Source organism: Rhodococcus sp. WY5 (assembly GCF_018588185.1).
GTDB classification, from domain to species: domain Bacteria; phylum Actinomycetota; class Actinomycetes; order Mycobacteriales; family Mycobacteriaceae; genus Rhodococcus_F; species Rhodococcus_F qingshengii.
Genome location: NZ_JAAMPR010000001.1, coordinates 3,730,948 through 3,745,556 on the forward strand (window position 1 = coordinate 3,730,948; position 14,609 = coordinate 3,745,556).

Annotated in this window: 15 protein-coding genes; 6 read left to right on the forward strand and 9 right to left on the reverse strand. The window is 63.4% G+C overall.

Features of this window, described 5'->3' with window-relative positions:
- Nucleotides 1–9 precede the first annotated feature (9 nt).
- Genes G4D79_RS17460 through G4D79_RS17475 form a run of 4 tightly spaced genes read right to left on the reverse strand, consistent with a single transcriptional unit; the run spans nucleotide 10 to nucleotide 3,195 of the window.
- The gene (locus G4D79_RS17460; RefSeq protein WP_308252592.1) at nucleotides 10–777 is read right to left on the reverse strand and encodes an adenosylcobinamide-GDP ribazoletransferase; all 768 of its coding nucleotides are present in this window, start codon (nucleotides 775–777) and stop codon (nucleotides 10–12) included.
- 2 nt (nucleotides 778–779) lie between these two features.
- Nucleotides 780–1,925, reverse strand: coding sequence for a nicotinate-nucleotide--dimethylbenzimidazole phosphoribosyltransferase (gene cobT / locus G4D79_RS17465; protein ID WP_054187294.1), 1,146 nt, complete (start codon nucleotides 1,923–1,925; stop codon nucleotides 780–782).
- A gap of 23 nt (nucleotides 1,926–1,948) precedes the next feature.
- Nucleotides 1,949–2,536, reverse strand: coding sequence for a bifunctional adenosylcobinamide kinase/adenosylcobinamide-phosphate guanylyltransferase (cobU, locus tag G4D79_RS17470; RefSeq protein WP_054828420.1), 588 nt, complete (start codon nucleotides 2,534–2,536; stop codon nucleotides 1,949–1,951).
- Between the two features lie 2 nt (nucleotides 2,537–2,538).
- A complete protein-coding gene (locus tag G4D79_RS17475) occupies nucleotides 2,539–3,195 on the reverse strand; it encodes a DUF3043 domain-containing protein (protein WP_007730051.1) in 657 nt (218 codons plus the stop codon).
- Nucleotides 3,196–3,329: 134 nt separating this feature from the next.
- Here G4D79_RS17475 and G4D79_RS17480 point away from each other — a divergent pair, with 134 nt between their 5' ends.
- The 3 genes from G4D79_RS17480 (at nucleotide 3,330) to G4D79_RS17490 (ending at nucleotide 6,072) form a co-directional block, all read left to right on the forward strand.
- Nucleotides 3,330–4,397, forward strand: a complete 1,068-nt coding sequence (locus G4D79_RS17480) for a glycerate kinase (RefSeq protein WP_214514279.1) — start codon at nucleotides 3,330–3,332, stop codon at nucleotides 4,395–4,397.
- Nucleotides 4,398–4,547: 150 nt separating this feature from the next.
- Nucleotides 4,548–4,898, forward strand: coding sequence for an iron-sulfur cluster assembly accessory protein (locus tag G4D79_RS17485; protein WP_007730053.1), 351 nt, complete (start codon nucleotides 4,548–4,550; stop codon nucleotides 4,896–4,898).
- A gap of 196 nt (nucleotides 4,899–5,094) precedes the next feature.
- On the forward strand, nucleotides 5,095–6,072 hold the full coding sequence (locus G4D79_RS17490; RefSeq protein ID WP_003941700.1) for a carbohydrate kinase family protein: 978 nt from the start codon (nucleotides 5,095–5,097) through the stop codon (nucleotides 6,070–6,072).
- Between the two features lie 63 nt (nucleotides 6,073–6,135).
- Here G4D79_RS17490 and asnB read toward each other — a convergent pair whose 3' ends face one another.
- Entirely contained in the window at nucleotides 6,136–8,061 is a 1,926-nt protein-coding gene (asnB, locus tag G4D79_RS17495; protein ID WP_003941790.1) for an asparagine synthase (glutamine-hydrolyzing), read from the reverse strand.
- Between the two features lie 319 nt (nucleotides 8,062–8,380).
- Here asnB and G4D79_RS17500 point away from each other — a divergent pair, with 319 nt between their 5' ends.
- Nucleotides 8,381–9,445 (forward strand): cytochrome c oxidase subunit II, encoded by a 1,065-nt coding sequence (locus G4D79_RS17500; protein ID WP_030537048.1) that lies wholly within the window; start codon nucleotides 8,381–8,383, stop codon nucleotides 9,443–9,445.
- 39 nt (nucleotides 9,446–9,484) lie between these two features.
- Nucleotides 9,485–9,901: a cytochrome c oxidase subunit 4 gene (locus G4D79_RS17505; protein WP_003941723.1), complete on the forward strand. Its 417-nt coding sequence runs from the start codon at nucleotides 9,485–9,487 to the stop codon at nucleotides 9,899–9,901.
- Nucleotides 9,902–10,010: 109 nt separating this feature from the next.
- Here G4D79_RS17505 and G4D79_RS17510 read toward each other — a convergent pair whose 3' ends face one another.
- Nucleotides 10,011–10,400, reverse strand: coding sequence for a DUF3224 domain-containing protein (locus G4D79_RS17510; protein ID WP_030537047.1), 390 nt, complete (start codon nucleotides 10,398–10,400; stop codon nucleotides 10,011–10,013).
- Nucleotides 10,401–10,466: 66 nt separating this feature from the next.
- Between G4D79_RS17510 and G4D79_RS17515 the strand changes: the two genes are divergently transcribed.
- Nucleotides 10,467–10,763: an antibiotic biosynthesis monooxygenase gene (locus tag G4D79_RS17515; RefSeq protein WP_075833449.1), complete on the forward strand. Its 297-nt coding sequence runs from the start codon at nucleotides 10,467–10,469 to the stop codon at nucleotides 10,761–10,763.
- A 149-nt stretch (nucleotides 10,764–10,912) separates the two neighbouring features.
- Here the strand turns inward: G4D79_RS17515 and G4D79_RS17520 are convergent, their stop codons facing one another.
- From G4D79_RS17520 to G4D79_RS17530, 3 genes are read right to left on the reverse strand one after another with little or no spacing between them, the layout of a single operon-like run.
- Nucleotides 10,913–12,517: a cytochrome bc complex cytochrome b subunit gene (locus G4D79_RS17520; RefSeq protein WP_007730057.1), complete on the reverse strand. Its 1,605-nt coding sequence runs from the start codon at nucleotides 12,515–12,517 to the stop codon at nucleotides 10,913–10,915.
- Between the two features lie 59 nt (nucleotides 12,518–12,576).
- Complete coding sequence (locus G4D79_RS17525; RefSeq protein ID WP_007730058.1) at nucleotides 12,577–13,719, reverse strand: ubiquinol-cytochrome c reductase iron-sulfur subunit; 1,143 nt, start codon at nucleotides 13,717–13,719, stop codon at nucleotides 12,577–12,579.
- Nucleotides 13,716–14,567: a cytochrome c gene (locus tag G4D79_RS17530; RefSeq protein ID WP_003941682.1), complete on the reverse strand. Its 852-nt coding sequence runs from the start codon at nucleotides 14,565–14,567 to the stop codon at nucleotides 13,716–13,718. Before G4D79_RS17530 ends, G4D79_RS17525 begins: the two co-directional genes overlap by 4 nt.
- Nucleotides 14,568–14,609 lie beyond the last annotated feature (42 nt).

A 14,609-nucleotide genomic window follows, 5' to 3' on the forward strand; every position in this document is an offset into this window, starting at 1 on the left:
GACGTCGGATCACAGTCCGAGAGTGAGGCCGACGGCCGTAAGCGTCACAGTGAGTTCGAGTGCGAATCCGAGAACGTCTCCGTTGAGTCCGCCGAATCTACGGACGCAGTGACGCACGCACAGCACACTGATCACCAGCGCCGACGCGGTCACGAGAGGGCCGAGCCACCACCGGTCGGTGGCAAAGCCGGAAGCGGCGATCAGCGGAACCGACCACACGATTGCGGCCCACAACGGTTGTGAATCGGCGACGAGCGCACCGAATCCGCTCGGGCCAGACGCGAGAATACCTCGGCGGCAGGCAAAAACGACGGCCACACGACCCGCAGCGACAGATACGAGAACGGCGACCCACTGCGTGGGGGAGTCGGCAACAGCGAGGACGCCGAAGGAGACCGATTGCAGCCCAAGGAAGATGAACAGTGCCGCGACCCCGAACGGTCCGGCACCGCCGCTGTGCATGACCTCGCGGGCGCGCTCCGGTGGACCGTAACAACCCAGTCCGTCGACGGAGTCTGCCAGTCCGTCCACGTGCATCCCGCGTGTCCCGAGAGCGAGCGCACCTACCGTCAGCAAGCCTGCGAGATAGGGATTCAGGCCGATACTGGTTGTGCCCCAGAGCAGAAACGTCGCGGCAATGCCGAGAGCGATCCCGGTGAGCGGAGCTGCCGCGATGGCGCGACGGCCGGCAGTTCGATCGATGTCGGAGGGACCACGAACCGGAAGGACCGTCAGCCACGAGAAGGCCAGCGGCACTCCGGACAGCGGGCCCGCCACGCTCACTCCGCCGTATCGGTCTTGGTCAGGTCGATCGACTCCGGTTCGTCGGCAGGTGCGCTGCCCTGAGTGCTGACACCGGCTTCGGAGAATGTCGCCATCTTGCTCAGGATCGCCACTGCGCCCTGAAGAATCGGGAGAGCTGTGACTGCACCTGAACCTTCACCGAGACGCATGTCGAACTCGACGATCGGGTCGAGACCCATTCGGGTCAATGCGATGGTGTGGGCGGGTTCGGTGGAGCGGTGTCCGGCGACCCACCATTCACGTGCGCCGAAAGCCAGTTCGTCAGCAACCATGGCGGCTGCGGTGACCACAACGCCGTCGAGGATCACCGGCGTACGACGCGAAGCTGCCTGGGCCAGAAAGCCGGCCATCGCGGCGAGGTCGGCACCCGAAGACGTGCGCAGCAGCGCGACTGTGTCGCGAACGTGCGGACGGGCACGCCGGAGAGCGTCGCGAATCGCTGCGGTCTTGCGGATCCATCCGGCGTCGTCGATACCGGTACCTCGACCCACGACCGCGACGGGTTCACTGTCCGTGAGTGCGGCGATGAGTACGGTTGCGGGCGTCGTATTGCCGATGCCCATGTCGCCGGCGATGAGAAGATCTGCGCCCCCGTCGATTTCCTCGTCCGCGATCGCTCGGCCGGCGGCGATGGCCTGAAGGGTTTCCTCGTTCGACATGGCGTCTTCGCGGTCGATGGACCCGGAAGACCTGCGTACCTTGTGGTTCGAGACGGACGGATCGGTATCGCCGTCCACTGCGATGTCGACGACGCGTACCGTGGCGCCGGCAACCTCGGCGAGGACGTTGACTGCCGCGCCGCCCCCGAGGAAGTTGGCGACCATCTGTGCGGTCACTTCCGGCGGATAGGCGGAGACCCCGTTGCGGGCGATTCCGTGATCACCCGCGAACACGACGACGCGAGGCCGAGCGAAAGCGTGTGGGGGACAAACTCCTTGGCAGGCTGATGCCCAGCCGGCGAGAGCCTCCAGTCGGCCCAGCGAACCGGCCGGCTTGGTCAGATCACGCTGACGCGCATCGGCCTGCGCTCGCACCTCGCGGTCGGGCGGGGTGACGGGTTCGAAGTCGGCGCTACTGACTGGCGCGACGTCAGGGTTGGCATCTGGATTCGCCCCTGAAATGGCCCCTGGATTGGCCTCGGTACTCACATCGTGCCTTCCGGTTGTGCAGCAGTATCTTTCAAGATGAGCGGTAACCCTGCAACCACTAGTACGACACGATCGCACACCGCCGCGATACGAGCGTTGAGAGTGCCGATCTCGTCGCGGAACAATCGTCCGGACCGCGTCTCGGGGATGACGGCCAAACCCACTTCGGGGCTGACCAGCACCAGGTGTCCGCGATAGTTCTCGACACTGGCGACCAGGCTGTCCGCAGCGGGAGTGACGGTGCCGCGCGGAGCGTCCCAGGCGCCTTGCCGATCGAGTTCCGTGGTCAGCCACGTTCCCAGATCGTCGACCAACGTCGCTGTGTGTGAATCGCTTTCGAGCTGCGCCGCGAGATCGCCGGCATCTGCGGTTTCGACCGTCGACCAATGGGAAGGCCGCCTGTTGCGGTGTTGGTCGATCCGGCTCTCCCAGTCTGCGTCGGAGACATCGCGCCTTGCCGTCGCCAGATACCGGATCGGTGCCGAACTTTCGGGTAGGTGGCCTCCACAAACCAAATCCTCGGCGTGCGCGGACTTACCAGACCGTGCGCCGCCGAGGACTAAAGTTCTATACGTGTTCGTCACGCTCAGATTGCGTCGCCCGGCCCCACACGAGGCTTCGGTGCGCGCAGCTTACGGATCTGCGACGCGCGAACGAACGCGTACCAGCCGAGCTTGAATCCGCCGTCGGTGCTGTCGGGGAAGCGCTCGGCGACGCGGTTGTTGATCATGCGACCGAGCCAGATGCCTTCACCGACCATGAAGAGCATCATCACGAGCATTGCCAGCGTGACGATCTGCTGGAGCGCGGGCGTGACGAACATCGTCATGATGAGGATCAATGCGAGCGGCATGAACAGCCCGACGAGGTTGCGGCGAGCGTCGATGAAATCACGGACGTAGGCGCGAACCGGTCCCTTGTCGCGGGGGAGCAGGTACTTGTCCTCGCCGGCGAGCATGCGGGCGCGGCGGTCTGCCGACGATGCGCGACGCTCGGCGGCTTCGGCCTTGCGGTCCTCCTTGGAGCCGCGGGTCGCCTTGCGGCGGGCGCGGGCCTCCTTCGCGGTCAGCGGGGCAGGGGCAACGGGGCCACGCCTCTTCGCCTCGGCGTCACGACGCTTGGGTGTGGGGCGGCCCTTGCCCACCTGCTCGATGGGCGCCTCTTCGGAGGCCGAGGATGCCTCAGTGCCCTCGACGTCACGTTTGTCGGAGTTGTCTGAGTCACCGCGGCGTAGCAATTTCACACCTCCAGGCTATTGGATAAGTGCACGGTCTGGGAAACCGACCTCGGTCTTTCTGAAAAACCCGATCGCCCGAGGCACTGAAACGCGCGAGATCGTGAAACATCGGGGTCATTCGCGACTCTTAGACTTCGGCTATGCGGGTAATAGTTGCTCCGGATTCATTCGGCGAAACCCTGACTGCCGTCGCGGCGGCCGAATCCATTTCTGCCGGCTGGCGGCGCGGTCGACCCGGCGACGACGTCGTCACCGCGCCACAATCCGACGGTGGTCCGGGATTCGTCGACGTCTTGGCCACGGCCGGGGGCGACATCCGGACTGCACGGGTGTCCGGGCCTTTGGCCGCCGCCGTCGACGCCACGTGGCTGTTCGATTCGGACACGGCGTACATCGAGTCCGCCGAGGCCGTCGGGCTCGGCCTGCTCGGAGGTCCGCCGACGCGGGACACTGCACTCGCCGCGCACAGTCTCGGTGTGGGAGAGCTGATCGCTGTCGCGCTCGAGGCAGGCGTGAAGACGGTTGTCGTCGGACTCGGTGGGAGTTGCTGCACCGACGGGGGACGTGGACTGGTGGAGGCGCTGGGCGGCCTGGAGGTTGCAGCGGCGGCTACGGCAGGCACTCAGTTGGTCGCCGCCACCGACGTAGAACACGTACTTCTCGGCGAGCACGGTGCGGCAGCGGTGTTCGGCCCGCAAAAGGGCGCCGACGCCGAAGCCGTCGCTGTCCTCGAAGCGCGGAACGCGAGATGGGCCGAACAGTTGGAGTCCGCCACCGGAAAACGAGTGTCGGATTTTCCGGGTGCCGGCGCCGCGGGTGGTATCGGTGCCGCGCTCTTTGCGCTCGGTGCACAGCGGCGATCCGGGGCCGACGTCGTCGCGGATCGCACCGGACAGGCCGCGCTACTGGCTTCCGCTGACCTGGTGATCACAGGCGAAGGCAAGTTCGACCACCAATCTCTGCGCGGCAAACTCGTCACAACGCTCGCTTCGGCGGGGGCAGCGCACGGCGTTCCGACGCTCGTCTTTGCCGGCCAGGTGACGCTCGACGAGGCGGACTATGCGTCGACCTCGATAGTCGCGGCGAAGTCGGTGACGGATTTCGCCGGGTCGGTGGAACGTGCGATGGAGGAAGCGTCGGCGTGTCTCGAGGGACTCGCCGAACACACGGCGCGCGAGTGGAACTTCTGGCGCGGCGTCCGGAGCTGAGGATCCACAAGCGCCGACGCGCCGTTGCCGTGTCGGGAAGACCGGATAGGATGAAGACGAATCGCACCCGGTAAAGGACTGGCGGGAATAAGTCGGCAGCGGCGTACCGTTGAAGCGTTCACGGGTTGGTACGAACATTAGGGAGAGCCCATGACTGTGCAGAACGAGACCGCCACCCACGGCGTCAAGATGACCGAGGCCGCGTCCGCCAAGGCGAAGGCACTCTTCGATCAGGAGGGTCGCGACGACCTCGCGCTGCGTATTGCAGTGCAGCCCGGCGGCTGTGCCGGACTGAAGTACCAGCTGTTCTTCGACGACCGCACGCTCGACGGTGACCTCACTGTCGACTTCAACGGCGTCAACCTGGTTGTCGACCGGATGAGCGCGCCGTACGTCGAAGGTGCGTCCATCGACTTCCTCGACACCATCGAGCAGCAGGGCTTCTCGATCGACAACCCCAATGCAACAGGCTCCTGCGCCTGCGGTGACTCGTTCAACTGAGTCTGTCGATCACAACTCAATTCACGAACAACTGACGCGGAACCGACATTCGGTTTCGCGTCAGTTGTTTGTGGTGACTCGTACGTAGACCGTTCCGATCCGACAGCTCGGGCGCCGATGACGGCGCTACGGGCGGTAACGTGAACTTTTGCTCCTCTTTCATTCTTGTACTCACTTCGCTGAAAGGCCACGATCCGTGACTATTGCGGTAACCGGTTCCATCGCCACCGACCACTTGATGCGCTTCCCCGGCCGCTTCGCCGATCAGCTCCTCGCCGATCAGCTCGCCCACGTTTCGCTGAGTTTCCTGGTCGACGATCTCGTGATTCGCCGCGGTGGTGTCGGCGGCAACATCGCTTACGCCATGGGCGTGCTCGGTGGGTCCCCGCTACTCGTCGGCGCAGTCGGTGCCGACTTCGCCGAGTACCGCACGTGGCTCGAGGACAACGGCGTCGACTGCAGCGCGGTCCGTATCTCGGACAAGGCACATACGGCGCGTTTCGTGTGCACCACCGACGAGGACATGGCGCAGATCGCGTCGTTCTACCCCGGTGCGATGAGCGAGGCTCGCGAGATCGAACTCGCGGCAGTGGCCAAGACTGCAGGCGCAGTCGAGTTGGTGCTGATCGGCGCCAACGACCCCGAGGCCATGGTTCGCCATACCGACGAATGCCGTCTGCTCGGGATTCCGTTCGCAGCGGATCCGTCGCAGCAGCTTGCCCGCCTGTCCGGTGACGAGGCCAAGGCGCTCATTCACGGCGCGAAGTACTTGTTCACCAACGAGTACGAGTGGGGTCTGCTTCAGCAGAAGACTGGTCTGAGCGAGGAAGAGATCCGCGCGCAGGTCGGCATCCGTGTCACCACCCTCGGCTCCAAGGGTGTGGAAATTGTTGACGCCGAAGGTAATTGGGTGCGCGTCGACGTAGTGCCCGAGACCGGCAAGGTGGATCCGACGGGCGTTGGCGACGGCTTCCGCGCCGGGTTCCTGCTCGCACACGGCGCCGGTCTGAGCTTCGAGCGTGCTGCACAGTTGGGATCTTTGGTCGCTGTGTTGATTCTCGAGACCGTGGGAACGCAGGAGTGGGTGTTCAATCGCGACGAGGCACTCAAGCGCCTTACCGACGCATACGGCAGCGCGGCAGCGGACGAGATCGCGACGATCCTGCCGAAGTAGGGCTCCGCCCCGTGAGTGGTTGAGGAGTTCGGAGACTCCCTAACCGCTCACGGGGCCGAAGGCCTAGATATTGACCGGGTACACCGGCTCCTGGATCTGCGGCACGATGCGCTTCTCCACGAAGATTCCGTGCCAGACCATGAAGGTCAGGACGGTCCAGAGGCGTCGGCTGTGGTCGGACACGCCCTCGCGGTGATCGTTGAGCATCTTCACGACGGCCTGCTTGTCGAAGATGTGGTCGGTTCCCGACTCCTCGATCTGCAGATGTGCCCAGTCGAAGAGTTCGGTGCCGCGCAGCCAGTGGCGCAGGGGAACCGGGAATCCGAGCTTCGCGCGGTGCAGAACATGGTGCGGCACAATGCCTTCCAGGGCCTGGCGCAGTGCGTACTTGGTCGTGTCCTTCGTGATCTTCTGATCGAGCGGTACGCGTGACGCGACGTCGAAGACCTCGGGATCGAGGAACGGCACACGCAGTTCCAGCGAGTTGGCCATCGTCATCTTGTCTGCCTTGACGAGGATGTCGCCGCGCAGCCAGGTGAACAGGTCGAGATGCTGCATCCGCGCAACCGGATCCCAGTCCCGTGACTGCGCGTAGATCGGCGCAGTGACGTCCTGGTGAGTCCACTCGGGGCGGAAATCGCGCAGGACGGCGCGGAGCTGAGCGTCGTTGAAGCTACGAGCATTTCCGTAGTAGCGCTCCTCGAGCGTCAAGGAACCGCGGTTGAGCAGACTCTTGCCGCGAGTGCCGTCCGGGATGCGTTCGGACAACTTGCCGGCAGCCCGACGCAGTCCCTTGGGGAGGTACTCGAAAGGCTTGAGCGACAACGGCTCACGGTAGATCGTGTAGCCGCCGAACAGCTCGTCGGCACCCTCGCCGGACAGCACGACCTTGACGTGCTTGCGCGCTTCCTTCGCGATGAACCACAGCGGAATCAATGCCGGATCGGCTACCGGGTCGTCGAGGTACCAGACGATCTCGGGAATGGCAGCGGCGAACTCGGCGGGGGAGACCACCTTGACGACGTGCTTCGCGCCGATCGCTGCGGCAGATTCTGCAGCGACGTCGACCTCGGAATAGCCCTCACGTTCGAAACCGGTCGTGAAGGTGATCAGGTTGGGGTTGTGGCGCATCGCCAGCGCCGCGATCGCCGTGGAGTCGATACCACCGGACAAGAACGAACCGACGGTGACGTCGGCGCGCATGTGCTTGGCGACCGAATCCTCGAGTGCCTCGGCGATTTCCTGGTAGCGCGCCTTCTCGGTGCCAGGTGCAAAAGGCTTGGCCGGGAACTTCGGCGTGAAATACCGCGTGAACGTGGGCTCCTCGCCCGGACGCACCCGAGCGAAGCTGCCCGACTCCAGGCGTCGGATCTGCTTGTGCAGTGTTTCCGGCTCCGGTACGTACTGCAGAACGGTGTAGTGCTCGATGGCACGCGGATCCAGCTCGGTACCGATGCCGATCAGATCGGTGAGTTCGAGCAGGCTCTTCTTCTCGCTGCCGAACGCGGTGCCGCCGGCGCCGGTCGCGATGAACAGCGGCTTGATCCCGAATGGATCGCGCGCGATGAACAGCTCGCGTGTGTCGGTGTCCCAGATCGCGAACGCGAACATTCCGCGCAGGCGCCGGACCGCGTCCTCACCCCAGTAGTGGAATGCAGCGACGATGGCCTCGGAGTCGCCCTCGGTGAAGAACTTGGCGTCGTGGTCCTTGACCAGTTCGGCGCGGATCTCCAAGTAGTTGTAGATCTCGCCGTTGAACGTGAGCGCATAACGCTCCGGGTTCTCCGGTGGGCCCCAACGCAGCGGCTGGTGGGAATGAGCGATGTCAATGATCGCCAGGCGGTTGAACCCGAAGACGAGGTGATCGTCGTTCCACGTCCCGTGTTCGTCCGGCCCGCGGTGACGAAGGCAATGCATCGCCTGGTCGACCCGCGAGACGGCGTCCTCGCTGGTTCCGCCAGATGTCAGTAGCCCGAGCAGTCCACACACAGCGTCCGGTTCCTCGATTCAGAATTTTTGTACAGAAGGCTCCCGGACACGAGTGTCGGGGAGAGGTCAACGAACTCTTGACGAAAGTATGCCGCAGATCGACGTCCCTGCCGATCGCGGCGGAACGAATCGACGTGATGTGCGTCGCCGAAACGACCTGAGCCGTTCCTGAGCAGCACCTGAGAGAGCTGTGTGACGTCCGCCGCGACACGGGCGAGGACCCGAGGATGGATAGCGCCCGGCTTTGGTCTACGCTGCGTAGTAATTGGGCCTTCCCTCCGGGCATGCCCTAGTTGAATTTTGTGGCGATCAGGAAGGCGTGAACGTGGCGCAAGGTCGGATCCTTCGGCGAGCGGGGCTGGCAGTATCTCTGGGCATTGCTGCCTTGCTGCTGTCGGGTTGCTCCATCGACAACGAAGTGCTTCGTTTCGGGTGGCCTTCGGGCATCACCCCGGAGGCGACGCGCATGCGTGAGCTGTGGACGTGGTCGGTTGTAGCCGCCCTCGTCATGGGTGTGCTGGTGTGGGGGTTGGTCTTCTGGGCCGTCATCTTCCACCGTAAGAAGAAGGACTCGCCGGAATTCCCGCGTCAGACGGCATACAACGTGCCGCTCGAACTCGGTTACACGGCAGTTCCCTTCGTCATCATCGCGGTTCTCTTCTACTTCACCGTCATCGTTCAGAACCATGTTCTGGACAAGACGGACAACCCTGACGTCGTTGTAGACGTCACGGCCTTCCAGTGGAACTGGAAGTTCGGCTACCGCTCCATCGAGTTCGGTGACGGTTCCGCCAAGTACAACGGAATCGACGTCGAGGCCGAAGAGGCTGCCAAGACCGAGGGCTCGACCGTGAACGAACACGGGGAAGAAGTTCCCGGCCCGATCCACGGCAACAGCACCGAGGACCTGAGCTACCTGCACTACGACAAGATCGAGACCGTCGGCTCCAGCCAGGAGATCCCGATCCTCGTTCTGCCCACCGGCAAGCGGATCCAGTTCGAACTTGCTTCCTCGGACGTCATTCACGCTTTCTGGGTGCCTGAGTTCCTGTTCAAGCGCGACGTTCTCCCGAACCCCAAGGAGAACCACTCGGACAACATCTTCCAGATCAGTGAGATCGAGAAGGAAGGCGCGTTCGTCGGGCGTTGTGCAGAAATGTGTGGCACGTTCCACGCGATGATGAACTTCGAGGTTCGTGCGGTTTCGCCCGAGGACTTCGCCAAGTACATCGAACTGCGCAAGGGTGACGCGGAGGGCAAGGGTGGTCTGACGACCGCCGAGGCTCTGCAGGCAATCGGTCAGTCGCCGGTGGCTACGTCGACCACGCCGTTCAACACCGACCGCGAGTACCGTCAGGCAACCGTCGCCACTGCAGGCAACTGAGCCGGCCAGCCTCTTCACTGAACAAGGACAAGTGCTGATATGAAGATCGAAGCCAAGCTCTTCGAGATCCTGACGATGTTCTTCATTCTCGTCGCGATCATCTACGGAGTGTTCACCGCTCTGTCACGCACAGGTATCGAGTGGGCCGGACTGACGGCCATCGTCCTGTCTGCAGGTCTGACGCTCATCGTGGGTACCTACTTCCGCTTCGTCGCCCGTCGTCTGGACACCCGTCCCGAGGACTACGACGACGCTGAAATCTCGGATGGTGCAGGAGAACTGGGCTTCTTCAGCCCGGGTAGCTTCTGGCCGATCCTGCTTGCCGCTGCTGCTGCACTCGCGGCAGTGTCGCTGGCGTACTTCCAGCCGTGGCTCATCGCAGTCGCAGTTGTCTGTGTGCTCGCCGCAGCCGCAGGCCTGGTGTTCGAGTACTACACCGGACCCGAGAAGCACTAGTTTCACCCGCACTCGAACAGAGGCGCCGCACCCACCCGGGTACGGCGCCTCTGTTGTCGTTTATGTACGTTTCGGTGGTAGGAGGGTGCCTGTCAACAACCGCTCTCTGTCAATCGTGGAGCGAGTATTCGAGGTCGTAGCGGTGCAGACCGTCGACGACCTCCAGCTCGAGAGTGCCTGCGATGCCCTTCAACTCGCCGGTTCCGGACCCCGGCACGATCTCGTACAGAAGCTTCTGCGTTCCGTCGATCATCTGACCGAACTGCTGCAGGGCGAACGATCCCACAGCTTCGTCGACCTGCCCCGTGACAAACTCCAAAGCGACATAGCCCGCTGCACCGGCTGTCGGATCGCCCGCGGACAGCATCAGGCCGGACGACGTGCCTTCGACGCCGCCGATGAACGTCTTGTCGAACTCGAAGCGTCCGACGCGTCCGGAGAGCTCAGGATCGGCGGGGCGAAGATCGATCTCGAAGGTGCCGCGTGCATGGGATGTCATGGTCCGAGTATCTCACCGAGCGACAACGCCTCGAGGGGACTCCCGAGAACGTGCAACACTCCGTAGATGATTCTCGAACATGCCGTCCTGCAGGTCGATCCGTCGCAGTCAGCGCGTTTCGAGGCCGCATTCGACGTGGCCCGAACCATCATCTCCGAGGTTCCCGGATTCATCAGGCTGCGGCTCTCGCACTGCCTGGAATCACCGGAGCGATATCTCCTGCTGGTCGAGTGGGAAGACGTGGAGTCACACACCATCGGCTTCCGTCAGTCCACGGGATACGAGAAGTGGCGAGAACTTCTCCATCACTTCTACGAGCCGTTCCCGACGGTGGAGCACTATTCAACTCTGTTCGAGGACTAGTAAGGCGTAGTGCCCGCTGTTGTCGGCGCTCGGACAACGAACCGGGGGAGTGGTGCCCACTTGGAGGTTGTCCATACTGAATCGCTCAGAGAACGAGTGAGGCCCCGAACCGGAATCCGGTTCGGGGCCTCACTGGTCAACTGACGTTCTTAGTGGAGTTCTCCACTGGAACCATCGGACTTGCCGTTGGTTCGGTTCTGGTAGTCCAGAAGGATCTGAAGCTGCTCGTGCTCAGCTTCGTGATGAGCGGCTTCGAGAGCCTCGCTCTCCTCGACTGGGTCAGCGGTGATCAGGCTACCGCTACCGGGCTTGCCGGCGAGGCCGAGCTTGTTCATCTTCTTCGGGACAGCAGCACCCTGGTACTCGAGCGGGATCGGGTGTCCGTGCTCGTCGACGGGGCCGAGCGGCTGGTGGATCTCGATGTACTGGCCGTTCGGCATCCGCTTGATGATGCCGGTCTCGATGCCGTGTTCGAGGACTGCACGGTCACTGCGCTGCAGGCCGATGCAGAACCGGTACGTCACGAAGTACGCGATGGGCGGAAGGATGACCATGCCGATACGGCCGATCCACGTCATTGCGTTCAGCGAGATGTGCAGGTGGTACGCGATGATGTCGTTGATGCAGGAGATCGTGAGCACCAGGTAGAACGCGATGGACATCGCACCGATAGCGGTACGGACCGGCACGTCGCGCGGGCGCTGCAGGATGTTGTGGTGAGCGTCGTCTCCGGTGAGACGCTTCTCGATCCACGGGTACGCGATCAACAGTGCGAAGACGAGGCCCATGATCAGGGCGACGGCGAACACTGCAGGGATCGTGTACCGGTTGAACAGGTAGATCTCCCACGCCGGCCACAGTCGAGCAAGGCCGTCCGTCCACATCATGTAGATATCGGGCTGGGAACCTGCCGAGACCTGTGACGGGTTGTACGGACCGATGTTCCACACGGGGTTGATCTGGAACAGACCACCGAGCAGTGCGAGCACGCCGAAGGTCATGGCGAAGAACGCGCCACCCTTCATCGCGAAGACCGGGAGGATGCGCACGCCGACGACGTTCTGTTCCGTACGGCCGGGGCCGGGGAACTGCGTGTGCTTCTGGTACCAGACCAACGCGAGGTGGCCGGCGATCAGAGCCAGGATGATGCCCGGGAACAGCAGCACGTGAGCGACGTAGAGACGCGGGATGATGAGGTCGCCGGGGAAGTCGCCGTCGAAGATCAGCCAGTGCATCCAGGTACCGACGATCGGGATACTCATCGTGATACCACCGAAGGCGGCGCGGAGGCCGGTGCCCGAGAGCAGGTCGTCGGGGATGGTGTAACCGAAGAAGCCTTCGAACATCGCCAGGATGAGCAGCAGGCAGCCGATGACCCAGTTCGCTTCACGTGGGCGACGGAAGGCGCCGGTGAAGAAGATGCGAGCGAGGTGAACGATGATCGACGCCGCGAACATCAGTGCAGCCCAGTGGTGAATCTGGCGAACGAAGAGACCGCCGCGCACCTCGAAGGAGATGTTCAGGGTCGTCTCGTAGGCGCGAGACATCGTGACACCGCGAAGCGGCTGGTATGCGCCCTGGTAGACGACGTGTGCCATCGACGGATCGAAGAACAGCGTCAGGAACACACCGGAGATCAGCAGGATCACGAAGCTGTAGAGCGCGATCTCGCCGAGCATGAAGGACCAGTGCGTCGGGAAGACCTTGTTGATCTGCCGGCGCATGCCTGCGGCGAGGTGGTAGCGGGAGTCCATAGCCTCCGCTTGTCCAGCCGCTGCCGCGCTGATCTTGGACGGTTTGGTTGTTGTTGTGGTCACGGTCGACGCTCCCAAAATGCCGGGCCGAGTGCTTCGATGAAGTCACCGTCGGCGACCAGGAAGCCCTCTTCGTTCACTGTAATAGGCAACTGCGGAAGTGCGCGAGCAGCGGGACCGAAGATCGGCTTGCCGTAGGTCAGTGCGTCGAACTGCGACTGGTGGCAGGGGCACAGAATACGGTTGCTCTGCTGTTCGTAGAGCGAGGTGGGGCAACCCAGGTGGGTGCAGATCTTCGAGTAGGCGAAGTAATCGCCGTAGTTGAAGCTTTCCTGGCCCTTACGCTTGGTGACACGCGCGGTGTCTTCCGTGCGGAGGCGGATGAGCATCACCGAGTTACGAATGCCGCGCAGTGCTGCGAGCAGAGCGTGCTCGTCGCCACGGTCGGACTCGCGGAACGGGAAGACCGTTTCCATCGAACCGGCATCGAGATCTTCCGGGCGAACGAGGACGATGTCCTCGGGACGGCCGGTGTCACGACGCAGGTAGATGGTCTCGCCCGGGTAGTTCGGGGTCCAGCCGGACACCCACAGAGGTGAGTCGTCGCCCTTGGCCCACGGGTTCTTGATGAGTCCGCCGAGGGGCATGACCATCATGACGCCGAGTGCGCCGCCGCCGAACATCAAGCTGCGCTTGATGGCCTTGCGGCGGGGGAGGGTGGACGTCTCGAGGGTATCGCCGAGCTCGGCGACGATCGTGCGACGATCGACCTCGGTGGAACCACCGTCGTGGCGGTCCTGGATCGAGACCTCTTCGGGGATGAACTTCTTCGTGAACTGAACGGCACCGATGCCGACGCCGAGGATCGCCAGACCCATGGTCAAGCCGATCAGCGGGGTGTACAGGCTGTACTTGCCGTAGTTCTCGTCACCGGCGCCTGCGTACTCCCAGGGCCAGAACAGGTAGATCGCGATGAACGCGATCGCCGAAACGCCGGCGAGGCCGAACCAGAAGGCGACGTTGCGCTCGGCGCGCTTTTCCGCCCTGGTGCCCTTTACCGACCAACGATCACGGCGGTAGACGACATCGACGCCATCGAGATTGGTACCCAGCTTGACCAGGTCGTCGCGTGACATCGCGTCGAGCTCTTCATCTGTGTACTTCTTAGGCGTATCGCCGCCATGCTGGCCAGCGTCGCTCATGACCTTGCTCCGATCCACAATGCTGCACCGACGACAGCGATGATTCCGACGGCCCACATGGCGAGACCCTCAGAGGCCGGACCGAGGCCACCGAGCCCGTACCCACCGGGGTCCTTCGACTCGCCCGACGACTTGACGTAGGCGATGATGTCCTTCTTCTCCTCGATCGTCAGCTGACGATCCGAGAACTTCGGCATGTTCTGGGGACCGGTAACCATGGCAGCGTAGATCTGCTGCTCGCTGGCCGGATCCAGGACCGGGGCGTACTTGCCCGAGGACAGTGCGCCACCGCGGCCGGTGAAGTTGTGGCACGACGCGCAGTTGAGCCGGAAGAGCTCACTGCCGCGTCCGACGTCGCCACCGCGCAGCGAGGACTGGGCGATTTCGCCGTTCTCGTCGCGGATGAGCGTCGGGCCGCCGCCGTTGGCCTGGATGAAAGCGCCGAGGGCGTCGGTCTGCGCAGCATCGAACTTGGGGTCCTTGCGTGCAGCCTGGGCCTCGTTGCGAGCTGCCGGCATACGACCAGAGGAGACCTGGAAGTACACGGCTGCTTCGCCGACGCCGATGAGGCTGGGACCGCGGTCCTGCACGCCCTGCAAGTTCGCGCCGTGGCACGTGATGCATGACGTGTCGTACAGCTGCTTGCCTTCACGAATCAGGGCTGCTGAATCGTCACTGGCGGTCGCAACCTGCGGAGCTGGTGTCAACGCCGAAGCGAGGAAACCTGCGCTGATCAATCCCATCATCAATACGAGCGCGCCAGTGACGCGCCGGCGGATTTTCCGCTGGCGACGCGACTTCGCGGCATTCGCTGAGTTATCGGATGCGGGAGGGGGGGATGAACTCATCTGTATCCCTTTGGTATGTCGGGACGGAACTGGACGTCAGGG